The following is a 19,874-nucleotide window of genomic DNA, read 5'->3' as shown; positions in this document are numbered from 1 at the left end:
ATGCCCGCATCGCACAGCACCCGACGCGGTGCGCGCACCCGATTCGGCCGGATCACGGCCGTGTCGGGTGCCGGCATCCTGACGACCGTGGTCCTCGCCGGCACGCTCGTCGGATGTTCCGAGGAGGGTGAGCAGATCCCGTCGATCGGCTACGCCATCGACAACACCGTCACCACCTACAACGCCAACAGCGTCGCGGGTGCGGTGTCGGGGGCGCGTCAGGCGTTCGCGCGGGTGCTGCCCGGGTTCAACTACACGGGGCCGGAAGGCGGACCGGTGTCCGACACGGACATCGGCACCGCCAACGCGATGCCAGGGGACGCCCTGACGATCCAGTACAAGCTCAATCCCAACTCCGTCTACTCCGACGGCGTGCCGATGTCGTGCGACGATCTGGTGCTGACGTGGGCGGCGAACAGTGGCCGTTTCCCGATGTTCGATGCGGCGAGCACGGCCGGCTACTCGGACATCGACCGGATCGACTGCCAGACGGGCGCGAAGGATGCCGTCGTCACGTTCAAGGCGGGACGGAATTTCACCGACTGGAAGTCGCTGTTCGGCGCGACGTCGATGATGCCGGCGCACGTGGTCGCCAGCGCTGCCGGCGTGCCCGACGTCGTGGCCGCCGTGCAGAATTCGGACGCGGATGCGCTCACGCGCGTTGCGGGCTTCTGGAACGACGGATGGACGATGGCACCCGGTGACCTCGACCTCGCCAAGTTCCCCGCGTCCGGCCCCTACAAGGTCGAATCGTTCTCCGAGGACGAGGGCCTCGTGCTGGTGGCCAACGATCGCTGGTGGGGGAACCGTCCGGCCACGTCCCGGATCGTGGTGTGGCCCAAATCTTCCGACGTGAGCGCGCGGATCGGTGACGGTTCGGTCGAGGTCGTCGACGTCGCCGCCGGATCGGCGCCCGATCTGGACCTCGGCGGGTTCGACGTGACGGAGGTGCCGTCGCGCAGCGTCGAGCAGTTCGTCCTGTCCACCTCGGGCCTGTTCGAGAACGCAGCCGGACGGCGGGCGTTCGCGGCGTGCCTGCCGCGGGAGGAACTGGCGTCGAAGTTCGGGATCGCCACGGAGTCGGACGCGGCCGGATCCGCGCCCGAGGGCCCGGTCGACACGCGGGTCACGGCCCCCGACAGTCTCGTTCACCAGTCGGTGGCCGGTGCCGTCGGTGGACGGTACGAGACGGCGGACACGGCGGCGGCGACGGACGCACTGGCCGACACCGGCAACACGTCGGCGACCGTTCGTGTCGGATATCTCGGTCCGAATCCGCGCCGCGCCGAGATCGTGGCCGCCGTGGCGGCGGCGTGTGCCCCGGCCGGTATCACCGTGCAGGATGTCGCCTCGCCCGAGTTCACGCCGTCCATGCTGCGCGACGGGCAGGTGGACGTGGTCCTCGCGGGCACGGCGTCGGCTCCCGGCGCCGCGGGCACCGCGGCGGCCACCACCGCGATGTTCGCCCTCCGCAGCGGAATCCGATCGAACTTCGGGGACTACAGCAACGGCCGCGTCGACCAGATCGTCGATCAACTCGCGGTCGACAGTTCGACCGCCACCCAGCTGTCGTTGTCGACGGAGGCGGAGAGCATCCTGTGGTCGGACGTGCCCACGGTGCCGCTGTTCGACCAGCCGCGGACCGTCGCATTCGCAGCAGGTTTGCAAGCGGGAGCAGTCAATCTGACGCGCTCGGGCGCCGGCTGGAACATGGACAGGTGGGTTCTGCGCAGGTGATCGACCATTCTCCGGCCCGTGAGGCCGTCACCCGGCTCACCCGGTGGGCCGACGACTTTCCGCAACCCGGGGTGCGGTTCGCCGACCTGACGCCGGTCTTCTCCGACGCGGACGGTTTCCGTGTCGTCGTCGACGCGCTCGCCGCCTCCGCCCCGGAGGCGGACGTGATCGCCGCCGTCGACGCGCGGGGATTCCTCCTCGGCGGCGGTGTCGCCCGGGAACTGGGCTCCGGTGTGGTGGCCGTGCGAAAGTCGGGCAAACTGCCGCCGCCGGTGCTGTCGCAGTCGTACACCCTCGAATACGGATCGGCCACGCTGGAGATTCCGGCCGGATCGATCGGTCTGGACGGGCGCTCCGTGCTTGTCGTCGACGACGTCCTGGCCACCGGCGGAACCCTCGACGCCACGGCGCGATTGGTGGAATCCGCAGGTGCCCGGGTGATCGGTGTCGCCGTGGTCCTGGAGATCGCCGCGCTGGGCGGCCGGGAGCGGCTCGGAAAGTACCCGCTCACGTCCCTCGTCACGGTCTGAGTACTAAAGTTGTGCCTGGTGGTCGTCACGGCCACCGGGGCGCATGCCCGAGACCAACCAGGGCCGCACGGCCCGAGCCATTTCAGTGGTAGGAGGTGACGGCATGACTTCGAATCTTGATCGGTCGCAGAACACGGGATCAACCTCGTCTGCGCAATCCGATGCCGAGTCACCTGCAGCGAACCCGGCTTCCGGTAACAACCGTGGAGCACAGGGATTCGCCGTTCCGGCGTCCGCATCGCGCCGGGTACGAGCGCGACTCGCCCGCCGCATCACGGGTCAGCGGAACACGACCATCCGGCCGGTTCTCGAACCCCTCGTCAGCCTGCATCGCGAGCTCTATCCCAAGGCGGACCTGGCGCTGCTGCAGCGCGCCTACGACGTCGCGGAGGAGCGGCACGCGAGCCAGCGCCGCAAGTCGGGCGATCCGTACATCACGCATCCGCTCGCCGTCGCCAGCATCCTCGCCGAACTGGGAATGGACACGACCACGCTGGTCGCGGCCCTGCTCCACGACACCGTCGAAGACACCGGGTACTCCCTCGAGCAGTTGACCGACGATTTCGGCGAAGAGGTCGCCCACCTCGTCGACGGCGTCACCAAACTCGACAAGGTGGTGCTCGGCAACGCCGCCGAGGGCGAGACCATCCGCAAGATGATCATCGCGATGGCCCGCGATCCCCGCGTGCTGGTGATCAAGGTGGCCGACCGGCTCCACAACATGCGGACCATGCGGTTCCTGCCGCCCGAGAAGCAGGCCCGCAAGGCCCGCGAAACCCTCGAGGTGATCGCGCCACTGGCCCACCGGCTGGGAATGGCGACCGTGAAGTGGGAACTCGAGGACCTGTCGTTCGCAATCCTGCATCCCAAGAAGTACGACGAGATCGTGCGGCTCGTCGCCGACCGGGCGCCGTCCCGCGACACCTACCTCGCGAAGGTGCGTGCCGAAATCAACGCGACCCTGACGGCGTCGCGCATCAACGCCGTCGTCGAGGGCAGGCCCAAGCACTACTGGTCGATCTACCAGAAGATGATCGTCAAGGGCCGCGACTTCGACGACATCCACGACCTGGTCGGCGTGCGGATCCTGTGCGACGAGGTCCGCGACTGCTACGCGGCCGTCGGCGTCGTCCACTCGCTGTGGCAGCCGATGGCGGGCCGGTTCAAGGACTACATCGCGCAGCCGCGCTACGGCGTCTACCAGTCGCTGCACACCACCGTGGTCGGACCCGAGGGCAAACCCCTCGAGGTGCAGATCCGCACCCACGACATGCACCGGACCGCCGAGTTCGGTATCGCCGCGCACTGGCGGTACAAGGAGACCAAGGGCAGGCACTCCGGCGACGTCGCCGAGGTCGACGACATGGCGTGGATGCGTCAGCTCCTCGACTGGCAGCGTGAGGCCGCCGATCCGGGGGAGTTCCTGGAGTCGCTCCGCTACGACCTCGCGGTCAAGGAGATCTTCGTCTTCACACCCAAGGGCGACGTGGTGACGCTGCCCGCCGGGTCGACGCCCGTCGACTTCGCGTACGCGGTGCACACGGAGGTCGGGCACCGGTGTATCGGTGCCCGGGTGAACGGCAGGCTGGTGGCGCTCGAGCGCAAGCTCGACAACGGTGAGGTGGTGGAGGTCTTCACCTCCAAGGCCGTCAACGCAGGCCCGAGCCGCGACTGGCAGACATTCGTCGTTTCCCCGCGCGCCAAGACGAAGATCAGGCAGTGGTTCGCCAAGGAACGCCGTGAGGAGGCGCTCGAGGCGGGCAAGGACGCCATCGCGAAGGAGGTGCGGCGGGTCGGCCTGCCGCTGCAGCGCCTGATGAACGCCGAATCGATGGCGTCCATCGCGCACGAACTGCATTACACCGACGTCTCGATGCTGTACACGGCTGTCGGTGAGAGCCATGTGTCGGCGCAGCACGTCGTCCAGCGTCTGGTGGCCCATCTGGGTGGTGTCGGCGACGTCGAGGAGGAGCTGGCCGAACGGTCGACTCCGTCCACGATGCCGATGCGGCCGCGGAGCACCGGCGACGCGGGCGTGCTGGTTCCCGGTGCGGAGGGCACGGTCGCCAAGCTGGCCAAGTGCTGCACGCCCGTTCCCGGCGACGAGATCATGGGCTTCGTGACCCGGGGCGGCGCGGTCAGCGTCCACCGCACCGACTGCACCAACGCGGGCTCCCTGCAGGAGCAGTCCGAGCGCATCATCGAGGTCAAGTGGGCGCCGTCGCCGTCGTCGGTGTTCCTGGTGGCCATCCAGATCGAGGCGCTCGATCGGCACCGGCTGCTGTCGGACGTGACGAAGGCGCTCGCCGACGAGAAGGTCAACATCCTGTCGGCGTCCGTGACGACGTCCGGCGACCGGGTGGCGATCAGTAAGTTCACGTTCGAGATGGGCGACCCGAAGCACCTCGGGCACGTGCTGAACGTGGTCCGCAACGTCGAGGGCGTGTACGACGTGTACCGGGTGACGTCCGCCGCGTAGCAACGACGAACGGGACGGTCGTTCGATCTGATCGAACGACCGTCCCGTTCGTGTAGCCGGGGGAGTGGGTCAGCCGACCTTCGCGGTCTCGATCTGGACCGGGGTGTTGGGCTTGCCGCCGCCTGCGGACATGGATCCGTCGTCGCCGTCCGCCGCGATCTTCTCGACGGTCGCGAGACCCTCGTCGGAGATCGACCCGAACACGGTGTAGTTGGGCGGGAGCACCGAGTCGGCGTAGACGAGGAAGAACTGGCTGCCGTTGCTGCCGGGTGTCCCGCTGTTCGCCATCGCGACCGTGCCGCGGGGGTAGACCACCGGATTCGCGAGTGCCGGATCGTTCGGCGCGAACGCCGTCTCCGGGTACTCGGTGGTGAAGCCGTAGCCCGGTCCGCCGGTGCCCTTCCCGCTGGGGTCGCCGCACTGCAGGACCTGCAGTCCCAGCTCCGTCGTCAGCCGGTGGCAGGGTGTGTCGTCGAAGTAGCCCTGCTGGGCCAGGCTCGTGAAGCTGTTGACCGTGCACGGGGCCTCGGCGCGGTCGAGGACGAGGCCGATCGGTCCCGCGCTCGTCTGGAGGTCGACCGGGACGGTGCCCTCGGTGGACACACCGGACGTGGGCGGCGGGGTGACGTCCTTGGCAGCCGGCTGCCCTGCCGGGTACGTGCAGTCCACGGTGGCCCCCGCGGGCGGCGGGACCGCGGGCAGCGTGCCGAACCTGGACAGATCGAGCGACTGTTCCGCCGCGCTCGTGGGGGCCGCCTTCGACGAGGTGCCGGTCGACGAGCCGCCGGAGTCGGACGAATCCGAACAACCGGCGAGGAGGACCGCGAGGCTCACGCCTGCGACGAGGATCGAGGTGCGTTTCATCGGTCCATCCTCACATGAGACCTCAGTCCATCCGGACGGACGTGATGTCGATCGGCAGGTTGGGCTTGCCACCGCCGGCTTGCATCGATCCGTCGTCACCGGCCGCCGCCACCTTCTCGATGGTCGCCAGACCCGTCTCGTCGACCTTCCCGAACGCGGTGTACTGCGGGGGCAGCTGCGAATCGGCGTAGACGAGGAAGAACTGGCTGCCGTTGCTGTCGGGCTGACCGCTGTTGGCCATCGCGATGGTGCCGCGCGGGTACGTCACCGGCACCTGGAGGGACTGGTCCGACGCCTCGTACTGGTCGGTGGGGAATTCGTTGGCGAAGCCGTAGCCCGGGCCGCCGGTGCCTGCGCCCGTGGGGTCACCGCACTGCAGGACCTTCAGTCCCTCGGACGTGACGAGCCGGTGGCACGGGGTGTTGTCGAAGTAGTTCTGGCTCGCCAGGCTCAGGAAGTTGTTGACGGTGCACGGGGAGTCGGCGTTGTCCAGGACCAGGCCGATGTTGCCCTGCGTCGTCTGCATGCTGACGCTGACTTCCTGGAGTGTGGTGTCGATGTCGTCGGTGCGCGGCGGGTTCACCTGCTTCGCGGGCGGCTGATTGTCGGGTGTGTACGTGCAGGACACCTTCTCGGGCAGCGGTTCGGACCGCCCCGCCGGCATCACGCCGGGCGACTGCGGCGACGCCGACACCGACTCGGCCGCCGACGCTTCCGTCGAGTCGTCGTCGCCGCTGGTGAGGGCGAAGACGACGGCGCCCGCGGCCACCACGAGCACGACACCGAGCACCGAGCCGGCGATGGTCAACTGCTTACGCTTGCGTGCTCTGTCGGCGCGGCGTTCGAGCTGACGCTCGAGCTTTCGTTTGGCTGCTTCCCGGCGCTGCTCGTTGCTCGGCACTGCGGTGGTCCTCCCGTATCGGTCTGTCTGGCAGTCGGTCGATATAGCAGTTGGTCGGTGCGAACTACCCCCGGCACACGACCTCCAGAGTCTGCCATCCGAACCTGAGAACATCCTGGCGGGGCGGCGGCTTAGGCTGTAGCGACTGCAATGTCCACTCGAACAGGAGCCGCACAGGTGCTCGTCACAGGATTCCCGGCCGGGATGTTTCAGACCAACTGCTACATCCTCGCGCAGGACGATGCCCAGGAATGCATCGTCGTCGACCCAGGACAGGACGCCGCCGAACCGCTGTTCGAGTTCCTGGACCAGTCGAATCTCACGCCGACCGCGGTGCTCCTGACACACGGTCACCTCGACCACGTCTGGAACGCCTATGGCGTCTGCGAGAAGTTCGGGATCCCCGCGTACATCCATCCCGAGGACCGGTACATGCTGTCGGACCCCGGCCGCGGCATCGGCCCGACGATGAAGCCGTTCATCGAGGGCATGACGTTCGTCGAGCCCGGCGAGGTGATTGCGCTGGCCGACGGCGACGTGATCGAGCAGGCCGGGATGTCGTTCGCCGTCGACCACACCCCGGGGCACACACAGGGGTCCGTGGTCTTCCGGACCCGGGTCGCCACCGAGAACGGGCCCGTCGAGATCGCGCTCACCGGTGACACCCTGTTCCAGGGGTCGATCGGTCGCAGCGACCTGCCCGGCGGCAACCACGAACAGTTGCTGCAATCCATCGCCGACAAGCTTCTGATCCTCGCCGACGATACGGCGGTTCTCCCCGGGCACGGCGGGTCGAGCACCGTCGGCGCCGAACGTGGGTCGAACCCGTTTCTCGTTGGACTCTCGGGATCGAAATAAGGAAAGTAACGACAGTGAGCAAAGTCAGCACCTTCTCCGCCCCCAAGGGCGTCCCCGATTACGTCCCGCCGCAGTCGTCCGAGTTCGTCGCGGTCCGTGACGGACTCACGCGCGCTGCGCGACTGGCCGGGTACGGCCACATCGAACTTCCCATCTTCGAGGACACCGGGCTGTTCGCCCGCGGCGTCGGCGAGTCCACCGACGTCGTCAGCAAGGAGATGTACACGTTCACCGACCGGGGTGACCGTTCGGTGACCCTGCGGCCCGAGGGCACGGCGGGCGTCATGCGGGCCGTGATCGAACACGGTCTGGACCGCGGCCAGTTGCCGGTGAAGCTGAGCTACGCCGGACCGTTCTTCCGTTACGAGCGTCCGCAGGCCGGTCGTTACCGCCAGCTGCAGCAGGTCGGGGTGGAGGCCATCGGAGTCGACGACCCCGCTCTCGACGCCGAGGTCATCGCTGTCGCCGACGCCGGTTTCCGCGGCCTCGGCCTCGACGGGTTCCGGTTGGAGATCACGTCCCTCGGTGACGACACGTGCCGGCCGCAGTACCGGGAACGGTTGCAGGAGTTCCTGTTCGCCCTTCCCCTCGACGAGGAGACGCGTCGACGGGCGGAGATCAACCCGCTGCGCGTGCTCGACGACAAGCGCAAAGAGGTGCGTGAGATGACGGCGGACGCACCGCTCATGCTCGATCACCTCTCGGACACGGCGAAGGCGCACTTCGACGGGGTGCTCGCGCACCTCGACGCGCTGGGTGTGCCGTACGTGGTGAACCCGCGGATGGTCCGCGGCCTCGACTACTACACGAAGACGACGTTCGAATTCGTCCACGACGGTCTCGGTGCGCAGTCGGGTATCGGTGGCGGCGGACGGTACGACGGTCTGATGGAGCAGCTCGGCGGGCAGCCGTTGTCCGGCATCGGTTTCGGGCTCGGCGTCGATCGCACCGTCCTGGCGCTCGCTGCCGAGGGCAAGACCGCAGGCTCGACCGCGCGCTGTGAGGTCTTCGGCGTTCCGCTGGGCGAGGAGGCGAAGGCGAAGCTGGTGGTGATCGCTCAGCAGTTGCGCGCCCAGGGGATTCGAGTCGATCTCGCGTACGGCAACCGCGGGGTGAAGGGTGCGATGAAGGCCGCCGACCGATCCGGCGCCGCGCTGGCGCTCGTGCTCGGCGACCGCGACATCGCCGACGGGACGGTGGGAATCAAGAATCTCGCCACCGGAGACCAGGAATCGGTCTCGTCGGCGGATGTCGTCGCACGCGTCGGAGCCATCCTTGGCGCGTGACGACACCGCACCGGTGTCACTCGACCTCGTTCCGATCGAGTTGATCGCACCGCGGCTCAAGCGGGTCGCGGCGCTCGCCGTGCTGATCGGTGTGGCGGTCGGCGTCATCGTCGGGTTCTTCGGGTCCGTGTGGGTCGGTGTGGTGGTCGGGGCCGTGATCGCGGTCCCGACCGCCGCATCCGCTCTCCTCACGTTGCGGCGTCGCGTCACACTGCAGACCGGGCGAATCCGGTCGACGGGGGGACTGCGCAGCCGGCACGTCGACGTCACGAGGGCGGTCGCGGCGGAACTGGTGGTCCGTTCGGCTCGGGTCAGCGAGGTGAGTGTCCGAATCACGGACCCCGACGGGAGCCTCGCGATTCCGCTCGCCCTCTACACGACCGACGGCGGTCGTGAACTCGAGATCCTCGGGCTCCGCAGGTTGGCCGACGCCTTGACGACGAGCGAACTGGTGCCGGCTGCCGCGATCGCGTCGGTGCTCATCGAGCAGCTACGTGCGGAAGCGCGGGGCGCGGCCCTTCCCGAACGCCCCCTGTTCCGGGCTGTGGAACTGGTGCGTTCGGAAGGCCGCGTGCCCACCACCACTCTCACCGATCACGAGGTGGCAGCGCTCCTCGACTGAGCGATCAGCTCGGGTCGCCGAACGGAGTGTCGTCGAGATCCTCGCCGCCGATCACGGCGGGCGCGACCATCGGCAGGTCGCCGACGAACGCGTTGTTCTCTCCGGCGTTGACGAGGTAGCTCGGTGTGGACCGGCCGCTCAGCTGGTCGTCGCCCCCACGCCCGGCGCCCGCCATCCCGGCGCCGCCCATCCCGCCCATCCCGCCCATGGCTCCGCCGGGTGCGAGAGGGGACGAGGCGGCGGCCGGAGCGGCGCCGGGTGTCGGAGTGGTCCCCGGTGCAGCCGGGGGCACAACCGGCCCGGTGACCGTTCCGCGGGGTACGGAACCGCTACCCGCGGAAGTGCTTCCGCCCGCGCCGCCGCCGTACATGCCGATGCCTGCGCCGCCGGTGATGCCCACCGCGCCGGGAACTCCGCCCGCTGCCCCGTGTACGGGGGTGACGGCGGATTTCGCCGACACGGCGTCGGCGGGCAGGCCGGACGCGGAAACACTTGCCGCCTGAGTGCTCGCCGACACCAGGTCGCCGACACTGTCTGTGACGGTGGAGATCATCGGCTTGCCCACGCCCTCGATCACGGTGGACGCGATGGCGAACGGTGACGTCGGTGCGGCCCCCGCCACGGCTCCGGGCGCCGGGGGCGGCGGTACCGGAACCGGCGCGGCCAGACCGTTCATCGTGAGGGTCTGCTCGTTGAGTTCGGTGCGCGTCTGCGTGACGACCCCGATGGCCGCCTCGAGGTGCTCGGCAGCGGACGCGAGAAGCATCGCCTGCCCGGGCGGCGTCATCACCATCGGCGCGGCGGCGACCGCGGTGGCCGCGAACGACTCCGAGATCGTCATCAGGTTCGCGTTGCCCCGCGCCACGGACGCGGCGGCGGTCTGAGTGGTAGTCGAGATCTCCGTGCCGCGTTCGCTCAGTTCCGTGCCGCTCGACTGAGCCTGCAGGCCCTGCGACTGCGCCGCCTGTGCTGCCTGGCTCTGCCAGATCTGGTCGAGCACCTTCAGCCCCGACATGCTCATCGACATCGCCTGGTCGATCATGCCCGAGGACATGTCGAGCAGCGACGTCGGATCGAACGAGCCGAACGTGCCGGTGCCGAAACTCCCGGCGAGATCGGTGAGCGGCTCGAGCAACTCGTCGACACCCGGCAGTCCGGGCAGCCCGTGCCCCTGCAGCAGCGCCTCGACCGGGTTCGGCGGCAGCGGCGGGAGGGCCGGCAACGGCGGCAGGTCACCCAGCGGCGTATCGAGGAACGGACCGAGCGGAGAGTTCTGCAGCGCCTCGAGCGGAGTGCTCGGCAGTGGTGTGGCGAGGGCGTCGCCGACGGGCGTCCCCTGGATCAGGTCGAGGATCGATCCGTGCTCCACAGGATGCCCGGTGGGTTCGGGAGACGTCATGCGAGGCCTCCGATTCCGTCGCCGACGGCACCGAGCGCGGCGCCGTTGGCGCCGTCGACGGAGTCGTAGGAATCGGCGGTGGCATGGGCCGCGATGGCGGTCTGCGCATAGTGAGATGCGAGTTCGGCGACCGACCTGGCGTGATTCGCCTGTGCGGCGGCGAAGGACGCGAGAAAGTCCGCGCCGATCGGGCCGAACACGGGCGCGAGCGCCGCGAGATTCGCGCCGAGATCGAGTGCGGCGGCGCTGCTGATCTGTTCGGCGGCCTGCGCAGCGGTGGCGCCGTAATTCCTGATGCCGTCCGTGACGGCAAAGACATCGCTCAAGATAACCCCCCAGTGATAAGCGTTCGCCAGACTTTAACTCACGGGAACGACGTGCACGGCTAGAGGCGAAGGGGTGTTCCGCCCGCCGTCCCGGCGAGGAGTGCCCGCGACTTCGCCCGGATTTCGTCTATCGGCTTCGTCCATCCGAGGGCGCGGAGGCAGGCGTCGGCGAGGAGTCCGGCGGCGCCCTCGTTCTCAGGCCCGGGAAGCAGTCCGCGTTCGATGTCGGCGCGGGTTGCGATGGCGCTCTCGACGATTCGGAACGGCAGGTCGGTCAGGGCGGGGGAGGTGTCGCCGGCATCGTCGGTGATTTCCGTGCGGGCCTGGTCCGCGAGCTGTCGGTAGTGCCGGCGCAGCCGGGTGCGCTGGGCGCGGAACGGCTCGAATCGATCGGTCAGCAGTTCCGGAAGGAGGTACAGCGCACCGAGATTCCATTTGGTGGCGGTGAGTTGGGTGACGTCGTAGGTGGCCAGCGCGTGCAGGCGCACCGTGGCGGGCGCGGCGGCGGCGGCGAGCCGCCCCGCGGCGGCGAGCGCGGGGGACACCGTCTCCTCGAGGAGTGCCACCAGGATCTCCTCCTTGTTGGGGAAGTGGTGGTAGAGCGATGCCTGCCGGATACCGACCATCTCGGCGATCTGCCGGGTCGAGGTGGCTGCGAAACCCTTGGTGGTGAACAACTCCCCGGCGGCGTCGAGTATCTCCTCGGGAGTGGTCCGCCCTGGTCTGCGCTGACTGGTCAGTCGGGGTCGTCCCGGCCCTGTGGTCACCGCTCCATGATGTCAGGTCGCTCTCGGGATCGACGGCCTCCACCCCTCGTGAGGGTTTCGTCATGCGCCCGAAACGTAGGCAACGATGCTGTTACGGCCGGCCGCGATCTGGATACGCAGGCGTCACCCATCGAGGCCCTTCCGCGAGAAAACTATCGAGCGACAGATATTGCCCTCGCCGAAGGAGTAAGCCCTTGAGTACACCCACAAGGACTGCGCAAGCGCTGACCGCGCCGGCCGCACCTCCCCGCCCGTCCGGCGGAACCGGCGTCGACGACACGGGCGACCTCGGCGAATTCGGCTACGAGCAGCAACTTCACCGTTCCCTGGGCAAATTCGCGTCGTTCGCCGCCGGCTTCTCGTTCGTCTCCATCCTCACCACCATCTTCCAGCTCTTCGGGCTCGGATTCGGATTCGCCGGACCCGCCTTCTTCTGGACGTGGCCGGTGGTGTTCGTCGGCCAGTTCATGGTGGCGCTCAACTTCGCAGAACTGGCCGCCCGATACCCCATCTCGGGGGCGATCTACCAATGGTCACGCCGGATGGGCGGTGAGGTGGTCGGCTGGTTCGCCGGATGGTTCATGATCCTCGCGCAGATGGTGACGGCGTCCGCCGCGGCCATCGCCCTGCAGGTCGTGCTCCCCAACGTGTGGAGCGGATTTCAGATCATCGGTGAGGACAGCACGCTGACGTCCGCGAGCGGCGCGGCCAACGCCGTGCTGCTGGGCTCCGTCCTCCTCGTGCTGACCACGTTCATCAACTGCATCGGCGTCAACTGGATGTCCCGGATCAACAACATTGGTGTGACCTGCGAGATCGTCGGGGTCATCGCGGTGATCGGCATGTTCCTCACCCACGCCCGGCGTGGACCGGAGGTCGTGTTCGACACGGGCACGGCCGGAGCGTCTCCGGGGTACGGATGGGCGTGGATCGTGTCGGGTCTGATGGCGGCGTACGTGATGGTCGGATTCGGTTCCGCGGGCGAACTCGCCGAGGAGACGCGGAACCCGCGCCGGGTGGCGCCGCGCACGATCCGCCTCGCGCTGTCCGTGTCGGCGCTCGGTGGCGGTCTGATGATCATCGGTGCGCTGATGGCCGCGCCGAGCCTGACCGACGGGCGTCTCGCCGCCGAGGGCCTGCCGTACGTGCTCTCGTCGATCCTCAGCTCGCCCTGGGGCACGCTCCTCCTCGTCGACGTCGCGATCGCGGTGTTCGTCTGCACGCTGGCCATTCAGACGGCGGCGTCCAGGCTGGTGTTCTCGATGGCCCGCGACGGACGGCTTCCGGCCTCGCAGATTCTGTCGACGGTGAACACCCGCACCGGAACACCCATCGCGCCGTCCGTCCTGATCGGCCTGGTCTGCATCGGCATCCTCGCCGTCAACGTCGGGAACTCCGCGATCTTCGCGACCCTCTCGAGCGTCTGCATCATCCTGATCTACCTCGCCTACCTGATGGTCACGGTGCCGCTCCTGCTGCGCAGGCTGAAGGGCTGGCCGCACGGGGGACCGCAGGTCGACGCGGACGGACGGAAGCTGTTCTCGCTCGGCCGGTTCGGACTGCCCGTCAACATCCTGGCGGTCGGCTACGGCGCGCTGATGGTCGTCAACCTGTCCTGGCCGCGCGCCGAGATCTTCGACCCCAGCGGCGACTACCCCCTCCTGCGGTGGGCAGCCCCCGTCACCGTCGCCGCCGTGGTCGCGCTCGGAATCGCGTGCTTCCCACGCGGCCGCACGACCCCCAACCCCGTCACGATCGGAGCCTGACATGACCTCAGTGGACACCTCGACCACCAGCGCCGCGAAGGAACACGCGCGTGCCCAGTCGGGAGTGGTCACCGACTCGATGCCGGTGGTCCCGGCGTCGTCCTGGCCCACTCCACCGTCCGACGTCGATCCGGCACAGCTCACGTGGGCGGAGACGGTGCCCGGTGGCCGGTACACCACCAAGGTGCTGGGCCGTGGCACACGACTGCGACTGCGTGACCTCGACGGCCGGGCGTGCGCCCACCTGCTGCTGTACCGGGCGGACGCGCCGTGGGAGCGGCTCAACGTCGCCGACACCGTGAAGGTGCCGTGGCAGGCGTACCTTGGGGCGGGACATCCGCTGCTCTCCGATCAGGGGCGCGTGCTCGCGACGGTCGTGTCCGACGGGTCCGGGCGGCACGACGCCCTCTGCGGCACCACGTCGCTCGCCTCGAACACCGCGAAATACGGTGACGGCAGCCTGCATTCGGCATCCCCGGCCGGCCGTGAACTCTTCACCGTGGCGGCGGCGAAGCATGGACTCGAGCGGCGCGACCTCCCGCCGTCGCTGTCGTTCTTCCACGGGGTGCGGGTGGGGGAGGACGGGTCGCTGAGCAGCATCGGATCCGCCGGAACAGACACCGCGGTCGACCTCGTGATCCACCTCCCGGTGATCGTCCTGATCGCCAACACGGCGCACCCCCTCGATCCGTCGCCGACGTACGACACGACCGCGCTCGAAGTGCTCGCCTGGACCGGCGCCGACGTGGCCGAGCCCGTCGACGCCGACCCGGAGTACCGACGCGCCTTTCTCAACACCGAAGACGTCTGGGCTGCAGCGCAGCGCCAGGGACGGGAGCAGGCATGACCACCACCATCGAGACCGCACCGCTGGTACCGGGAACGGTGATCCTGGACGAGGAAGTCGGTGCCCGCGGACCCTGGTCTGCCGTCGTCGTGGCCGGTGACGTCCTGACCATCGTCGATCTGTGCGGCAATCAGGCGGTGGACACCCTGATCTACGCGGCCGACGATCACCGGCACCGCTACTCGGCCGCCGCGACGGTGTCGGCGCAGCGAAATCTGTTCCTGACCGAGGGAAGTGTCCTCCGCACCGACGATCACGACGCGCTGATGACGCTCGTCGCCGACGAGGTCGGCTCCCACGACACGGTGGGCGGGGCTTGCTCGCAGGAGTCGAACACCCTGCGGTACGGCCACCACACCAAGCACCAGCACGCCTGCGTCGAGAACTTCCTCGCGGAAGGGGCCCGGTGGGGGATCGGCAAGCGGGATCTGGTGTCGAACATCAACTTCTTCATGAACGTTCCCGTCGACGCCGACGGCACGCTCGGAATCGTCGACGGCCTGTCCGCGCCCGGCCGCCGCCTGGCACTCCGCGCGGAGCGCGACGTTCTGGTACTGGTGTCCAATTGCCCGCAGATCAACAACCCCTGCAACGGTTTCGAGCCCACCCCGGTGCGGATGATCGTGACCCGGCCGACGGGAGCGCAGGCATGAGCGCCAAGATCACCGTGCACCGGCCCGGCATGCTCACGACGGTGCAGGACTTCCCGGGACGAACCGGTTACTGGCACGTCGGTGTGCCGCCGTCGGGGCCGATGGACGACCTGTCGTTCCGGCTCGGCAACGCCGGACTCGGCAACGACGAGGGCGCCGCCGGAATCGAATGCGCCATGTCCGGTCCCGCACTGCAGTTCGACGAGGACACGGTGGTGTGTGTGACGGGCGCGCCCGCCCCGGTCACCGTCGACGGTGTGCTGCAGGCGCAGTGGCGTCCGGTGCGGGTTCCGGCAGGCGCAGTCCTGGACGTCGGCGCGGTGGCCGGCCCGGGTCTGCGCATCTACGTACTCGTCCAGGGCGGGCTCGACGTCGACGACTTCCTCGGCAGCGCCTCGACGTTCACGCTCGGCAAGTTCGGCGGACATCAGGGCCGCACGCTGCGGCAGGGAGATGTTCTCGCGGTCGGCGAGCACACCGGCGCCCGCGTGGCCGCCGTTCCCGCCGAATATGTTCCGGCTTTGAGCAGTCGCTGGGAGATCGCGGTCACCGAGGGCCCGCACGGCGCACCCGAGTTCTTCACCCGCGCCGACATCGACACGCTGTACCGGACCGACTACGAGGTGCATTTCAACTCGGACCGCACCGGGGTGCGGTTGATCGGACCCAAGCCCGACTGGGCGCGCACTGACGGCGGCGAGGCGGGACTGCATCCGTCCAACATCCACGACAACGCGTATTCGGTCGGCGCCCTGGACTTCACGGGGGACACCCCGATCCTCCTGGGCCCGGACGGTCCGAGCCTCGGTGGGTTCGTGTGCCCTGTCACGGTCGTCGCGGCGGAACGCTGGAAGCTCGGACAACTGGCGCCCGGCGATGCGGTGCGCTTCGTGCCGATCAGGGCCGACCGGGCCGCGTCCGTGCGGGCGCTGGGGCCCGCTCGGCGGGCGGCGCACTCGACGGTCTTCTCCACCACCGGTGACCGAGACGACGGCGTGATCGCCCGGCGCGACGGCGAGACCGCCGTGACGTACCGGCGGTCCGGCGACGACAACGTCCTGGTCGAGTACGGCGACATGACCCTCGACCTCGCACTGCGGGCCCGCGCCCACGCGTTGCACCAGCGTCTCGAGGTCGAGAAACCGGCCGGGCTCCTCGACCTGACACCGGGCATCCGCTCGCTGCAGGTCCGGGTCGACCCCGACGTGCTGCCGATCCCGAAGCTCATGGGGCTGCTCGGCGAGGCGGAGGACGCGCTGCCCGCGGCGAACGAACTCGTGGTGCCGAGCCGGTCGGTGCGGATGCCGCTGTCGTGGGACGACCCCTCGACGCGTGAGGCGATCCAGCGCTACATGCACGGTGTCCGTTCCGATGCACCGTGGTGCCCGTGGAACATCGAGTTCATCCGCCGCATGAACGGGCTCGGCAGCGTCGACGACGTCTTCGACACCGTATTCGGAGCGGAGTACATGGTGCTCGGGCTCGGCGACGTCTACCTCGGCGCGCCCGTCGCGACACCACTGGACCCGCGGCATCGCCTGGTCACCACGAAGTACAACCCGGCCCGCACGTGGACGCCGGAGAACGCGGTCGGTATCGGCGGGGCGTACCTGTGCATCTACGGAATGGAGGGTCCGGGGGGCTACCAGTTCGTCGGCCGAACCACCCAGGTGTGGAACCATCGGCATCCCGAGAAGTCGGGACCGTTCGAGGACGGCACCCCCTGGCTGTTGCGCTTCTTCGACCGGATCTCCTGGTACCCCGTCGAACCGGACGAGCTGATGGACCTGCGATCCGACGTCGCAGCCGGTCACGGCGGCGGTATCGAGATCAGCGAGGGCACGTTCTCGCTCGCCGAGCACCAGCAGTTCCTCACGGCCGACGCCGAATCGATCGGCGACTTCCGAGCCGAGCAGGCCGTCGCGTTCGCGGCCGAGCGGCAACGATGGTCCGCGGCAGGGGAGTTCGCGACGGTGGGCTGATCCGCGCTACGCGAGCAGGTCGGTGAAACTCTCCGGCCGGGGTGCGTCCGCGCGTTCCCGGGGCACGTAATGCACTTCGACCACCCCGTTGCCGTACGACTCGGTGCCCACTAGTTCGAGGCCACGCTGGTCGGATATCTCCGAGAACCAGGTGGCGCCGGGGGACACGACCGGATAGACGAAGAAGTAGAATTCGTCCACCAGCCCCAGTGCGACGACCGATCGCGCGAAGGAGGATCCACCGGACAGGTGAATGTCTTTGCCCGGCTGTCTCTTCAGATCCACCAGGTATCGCGCCAGCTCGTCGTCCGTGGCCACGACCACCTGTTCGGTGTTGGCCCATTCGGTCAGCGGGTGGTCGCCGGAGCGCGAGAACACCAGCTTCCGGTAGGTGTTCATCCGTTCGGCCATGACCTGATTGGTTTCGGTCCCCGCGTGTTCGGATAACGCGCGGGGCCAGTACGCGGCCATCTCCTCGTAGGTGGTGCGGCCGACCAGCACCGTGTCGTAGGTCGAATAGATTCGATCGATCTCGCGGTACTGGTCGTCGACGACGTCGTGGACCCACGCTGCGGGGTCGTCGAGGCGACCGTTGAGTGTGGTCATCATCTGCAGGACGATCTTGCGCATGCCGGCCTCCTCCGATTACGCCTGTCGCTCGGCGAGTTCGGCGAGCTGCTCGGTGACGGTGCCCCAGCCGTCGTAGAAGCCCATTTCTTCGTGGGTGTCGCGGTCGGCGCGGTTCTTGTGCATCACGTGGGCGAAGTACTCCGTGCCCGTCGGATGGTCGTTCAACGTGATGATCGCGGTCATGAACGGTTGTTCGGCGGGTCGCCAGCCACCGACCAGAGAGTTGGTGAACACAATTCGTTCGAGTTCGTCGACGGCGAGGAAGCAGCCACTGATGTGTGGCACGAATTCGCCGCCGCCCTCGCTGATCTGGGTCGTGAACGCGCCGCCCGGGCGTAGTTCCATGTCGACGACCCGGCACCGGGACGGCGCGGGGACCCACCATTGCTCGAAGCTGGCGGGGTCGGTCCAGGCGCGCCATACGACCTGCCGGGGCGCCCGGATGATGCGCGAAATCGTGAGGTCGAGATCGGGTCTCGCAGTGTCGGTCATTGCGGTGTGTCCTTTGCGTGTGTCGTGACCGTGTGTTCGGTGACGAATTGTTCGAGTCTGTCGGTGCGGCTCTCCCACAGTTCCTGTTGCTCCGCGAGCCACGTTTCGACAGCCGTGAACGGCTCCTTCTCGATCGCGCACGTCCGTACGCGACCCTCCTTGTGTGTCCGGATCCATCCGCTGTCCTCGAGGAAGTGGATGTGCTTCATGAAGGAGGGCAGGGCCATGTCGAACGGTTTCGCCAGTTCGCTGACTGTTGCCGGGCCCCGGCTCAGACGGTCCAGCACGGCCCGCCGGGTGGGGTCGGCGAGCGCTTGGAAGATGCCGTTCAGCTGCTCCGGATACTGAGCCATAAGGCAAAGTATTCACCGCGGCAATGGTTAGCGCAAGGGCTAACTGATGTGAGTGGGTGAGCCGAGCCTGCCGTGACCGGGGGTGAGGGGAACGTCCAGTGCGTCGTAGAGGCCGGGGGCGGCCGTCCGCAGCCACGGGATCGCGTTGACCAGGCGCCCCACCGCAGTGGCATTGCCGCCGGCCGCTCGGTTGCCGCCCTCGTCGGTGGCCTCCACGTTCACCTCGATGCGCGGCCGGCCCTCGATGATCACCTTGTGCGCGCCGTCCCCGCCGTCCGGCGGCGCGGGCCAGTCCGGCGCGCACGACGGGTGGATCCGGGTGACGTGCTCGATGACGATCAGAGGCTCGCCGCCCACGATGCCCTGGACTTCGAAACGCAGCGCCCCCTGGGTACCGGCCTCGAACTCGCCCATGAGGTCGGTGGTGATCGTCTCGTCCAGTGGCCGGCGCAGCAGCGTCTCCCGGATCTCGTCGAGCCCCACACCGAGGGCCCGGGCGATGAGCCGAACTTGGCCGCCCCACACCATCGTCGGCACCGTCGCCGCGACCATCGGCGGTTCGTAGTCCATCGGCTGGCCCATGCCGACGAGGTAGCGCACGGAATCGTGCTGGTCGTACGTGGTGTAGTCGAAGATCTCCTGGCAACGGATCTGATCGATCGTGCCGGCCAGGCCCGTCATCAGGATCGGCAGGATGTCGTTGCCCCATCCTGGATCGACGCCCGACACGAACAGGGCGCCGCCGCCGGACTTCGCGGCCGCCTCGATCGGGTCGCGCAACTCGGCAGGCGCGTTGCGCTGGTCGTAGAGCGCATAGATCGACGGGGTCACGACGACGGCCCCGGCGGAGAGTGCGCGGGTGATGTCCGCCGCCGCATCGTCCGGGCGAATGTCGCCCGACGCGGCGTAGACGACAGCGCCGGGGGCGGTCGCGAGCACGGCGTCGGTGTCGTCGGTTGCTGCCACCCCCAGCGAGCGGCCCAGGCGGGCGAGGTCGCCGGCATCGCGTCCGACCTTCTCCGGGTTGGCGACGATCACCGCCGTCAGCTCGAGTCCGGGGTGTGCATCGACTGCGCGGATCGCGGCCCGCCCCACATTCCCGGTGCCCCACACCACGGTCCGGATCATCCCCTGGTCAGCCATGGAATCGGACCCTACCCAGTTTGCGAGGTCGACGTTCCTGAATTGGGCAATGCCGGGCCCGCCCGTGCGACGGTGTCGCACGGGCGGGCCATCTCCCGACACGCACCGGTCGACGGTGCGTCCTTGGAGTGCAGCACCGATCCCTGACCGGAAAATGCTGAAGGTGAGTGGCAGGCGATAGCATCCGGCGTAGCTTGCGGAGCCGGATCATTTTGTGAAGGTAGATGTTTGGGCTAGGC

General features: G+C 68.5%; 19 protein-coding genes. 10 read left to right on the top strand and 9 right to left on the bottom strand.

Annotated features, from left to right (window positions below; all coding sequences use genetic code 11):
• The 3 genes from ACFVJ3_RS27680 to ACFVJ3_RS27670 all read left to right on the top strand — a co-directional run bounded on the left by ACFVJ3_RS27680 (position 1) and on the right by ACFVJ3_RS27670 (position 4,746).
• Positions 1–1,737: an ABC transporter substrate-binding protein gene (locus ACFVJ3_RS27680; protein ID WP_378455106.1), complete on the top strand. Its 1,737-nt coding sequence runs from the start codon at positions 1–3 to the stop codon at positions 1,735–1,737.
• Positions 1,734–2,267 (top strand): adenine phosphoribosyltransferase, encoded by a 534-nt coding sequence (locus ACFVJ3_RS27675; protein ID WP_378455184.1) that lies wholly within the window; start codon positions 1,734–1,736, stop codon positions 2,265–2,267. The genes ACFVJ3_RS27680 and ACFVJ3_RS27675 overlap by 4 nt, the downstream gene beginning before the upstream one ends.
• A gap of 103 nt (positions 2,268–2,370) precedes the next feature.
• Positions 2,371–4,746, top strand: a complete 2,376-nt coding sequence (locus ACFVJ3_RS27670) for a RelA/SpoT family protein (protein ID WP_378455105.1) — start codon at positions 2,371–2,373, stop codon at positions 4,744–4,746.
• A 69-nt stretch (positions 4,747–4,815) separates the two neighbouring features.
• Here ACFVJ3_RS27670 and ACFVJ3_RS27665 read toward each other — a convergent pair whose 3' ends face one another.
• Both ACFVJ3_RS27665 and ACFVJ3_RS27660 read right to left on the bottom strand, forming a co-directional pair.
• A complete protein-coding gene (locus tag ACFVJ3_RS27665) occupies positions 4,816–5,610 on the bottom strand; it encodes a peptidylprolyl isomerase (RefSeq protein ID WP_378455104.1) in 795 nt (264 codons plus the stop codon).
• Between the two features lie 22 nt (positions 5,611–5,632).
• Entirely contained in the window at positions 5,633–6,511 is an 879-nt protein-coding gene (locus ACFVJ3_RS27660) for a peptidylprolyl isomerase (protein WP_378455103.1), read from the bottom strand.
• A 177-nt stretch (positions 6,512–6,688) separates the two neighbouring features.
• On the opposite strand from ACFVJ3_RS27660, the gene ACFVJ3_RS27655 reads away from it, so the two are divergent.
• The 3 genes from ACFVJ3_RS27655 to ACFVJ3_RS27645 are packed head-to-tail and all read left to right on the top strand — an operon-like array spanning position 6,689 to position 9,277.
• Positions 6,689–7,369, top strand: a complete 681-nt coding sequence (locus tag ACFVJ3_RS27655; RefSeq protein ID WP_378455102.1) for an MBL fold metallo-hydrolase — start codon at positions 6,689–6,691, stop codon at positions 7,367–7,369.
• A gap of 14 nt (positions 7,370–7,383) precedes the next feature.
• Complete coding sequence (gene hisS, locus ACFVJ3_RS27650; protein WP_378455101.1) at positions 7,384–8,655, top strand: histidine--tRNA ligase; 1,272 nt, start codon at positions 7,384–7,386, stop codon at positions 8,653–8,655.
• Positions 8,618–9,277 carry a hypothetical protein gene (locus tag ACFVJ3_RS27645; RefSeq protein ID WP_378455100.1) on the top strand — a complete coding sequence of 220 codons (660 nt, stop codon included), beginning with the start codon at positions 8,618–8,620 and terminating at the stop codon, positions 9,275–9,277. Before hisS ends, ACFVJ3_RS27645 begins: the two co-directional genes overlap by 38 nt.
• A 4-nt stretch (positions 9,278–9,281) precedes the next feature.
• Here the strand turns inward: ACFVJ3_RS27645 and ACFVJ3_RS27640 are convergent, their stop codons facing one another.
• The 3 genes from ACFVJ3_RS27640 to ACFVJ3_RS27630 are packed head-to-tail and all read right to left on the bottom strand — an operon-like array spanning position 9,282 to position 11,769.
• A complete protein-coding gene (locus ACFVJ3_RS27640) occupies positions 9,282–10,676 on the bottom strand; it encodes a hypothetical protein (RefSeq protein ID WP_378455099.1) in 1,395 nt (464 codons plus the stop codon).
• On the bottom strand, positions 10,673–11,002 hold the full coding sequence (locus tag ACFVJ3_RS27635; RefSeq protein WP_378455098.1) for a type VII secretion target: 330 nt from the start codon (positions 11,000–11,002) through the stop codon (positions 10,673–10,675). The genes ACFVJ3_RS27640 and ACFVJ3_RS27635 overlap by 4 nt, the downstream gene beginning before the upstream one ends.
• A gap of 59 nt (positions 11,003–11,061) precedes the next feature.
• Positions 11,062–11,769, bottom strand: a complete 708-nt coding sequence (locus ACFVJ3_RS27630) for a TetR/AcrR family transcriptional regulator (RefSeq protein ID WP_378455097.1) — start codon at positions 11,767–11,769, stop codon at positions 11,062–11,064.
• A gap of 62 nt (positions 11,770–11,831) precedes the next feature.
• Here ACFVJ3_RS27630 and ACFVJ3_RS27625 point away from each other — a divergent pair, with 62 nt between their 5' ends.
• From ACFVJ3_RS27625 to ACFVJ3_RS27610, 4 genes are read left to right on the top strand one after another with little or no spacing between them, the layout of a single operon-like run.
• A complete protein-coding gene (locus tag ACFVJ3_RS27625; RefSeq protein ID WP_378455096.1) occupies positions 11,832–13,535 on the top strand; it encodes an amino acid permease in 1,704 nt (567 codons plus the stop codon).
• Position 13,536: 1 nt separating this feature from the next.
• A complete protein-coding gene (locus ACFVJ3_RS27620; RefSeq protein WP_378455095.1) occupies positions 13,537–14,382 on the top strand; it encodes an urea amidolyase associated protein UAAP1 in 846 nt (281 codons plus the stop codon).
• Positions 14,379–15,035, top strand: coding sequence for an urea amidolyase associated protein UAAP2 (locus ACFVJ3_RS27615; protein WP_378455094.1), 657 nt, complete (start codon positions 14,379–14,381; stop codon positions 15,033–15,035). The genes ACFVJ3_RS27620 and ACFVJ3_RS27615 overlap by 4 nt, the downstream gene beginning before the upstream one ends.
• Positions 15,032–17,017 carry a 5-oxoprolinase/urea amidolyase family protein gene (locus ACFVJ3_RS27610; RefSeq protein ID WP_378455093.1) on the top strand — a complete coding sequence of 662 codons (1,986 nt, stop codon included), beginning with the start codon at positions 15,032–15,034 and terminating at the stop codon, positions 17,015–17,017. Before ACFVJ3_RS27615 ends, ACFVJ3_RS27610 begins: the two co-directional genes overlap by 4 nt.
• Before the next feature lie 6 nt (positions 17,018–17,023).
• Here ACFVJ3_RS27610 and ACFVJ3_RS27605 read toward each other — a convergent pair whose 3' ends face one another.
• Genes ACFVJ3_RS27605 through ACFVJ3_RS27590 form a run of 4 tightly spaced genes read right to left on the bottom strand, consistent with a single transcriptional unit; the run spans position 17,024 to position 19,635 of the window.
• The gene (locus tag ACFVJ3_RS27605; RefSeq protein WP_378455092.1) at positions 17,024–17,647 is read right to left on the bottom strand and encodes a dihydrofolate reductase family protein; all 624 of its coding nucleotides are present in this window, start codon (positions 17,645–17,647) and stop codon (positions 17,024–17,026) included.
• A 15-nt stretch (positions 17,648–17,662) separates the two neighbouring features.
• Positions 17,663–18,139 (bottom strand): SRPBCC family protein, encoded by a 477-nt coding sequence (locus ACFVJ3_RS27600; RefSeq protein WP_378455091.1) that lies wholly within the window; start codon positions 18,137–18,139, stop codon positions 17,663–17,665.
• On the bottom strand, positions 18,136–18,492 hold the full coding sequence (locus tag ACFVJ3_RS27595) for an ArsR/SmtB family transcription factor (protein ID WP_378455090.1): 357 nt from the start codon (positions 18,490–18,492) through the stop codon (positions 18,136–18,138). The genes ACFVJ3_RS27600 and ACFVJ3_RS27595 overlap by 4 nt, the downstream gene beginning before the upstream one ends.
• Before the next feature lie 39 nt (positions 18,493–18,531).
• Positions 18,532–19,635 carry a dihydrodipicolinate reductase gene (locus ACFVJ3_RS27590; protein WP_378455089.1) on the bottom strand — a complete coding sequence of 368 codons (1,104 nt, stop codon included), beginning with the start codon at positions 19,633–19,635 and terminating at the stop codon, positions 18,532–18,534.
• Positions 19,636–19,874 lie beyond the last annotated feature (239 nt).

It is taken from the genome of Rhodococcus sp. NPDC127593, from assembly GCF_042671975.1.
GTDB lineage: Bacteria > Actinomycetota > Actinomycetes > Mycobacteriales > Mycobacteriaceae > Rhodococcus_F.
This window is presented reverse-complemented; position numbering and strand designations above follow the sequence as displayed.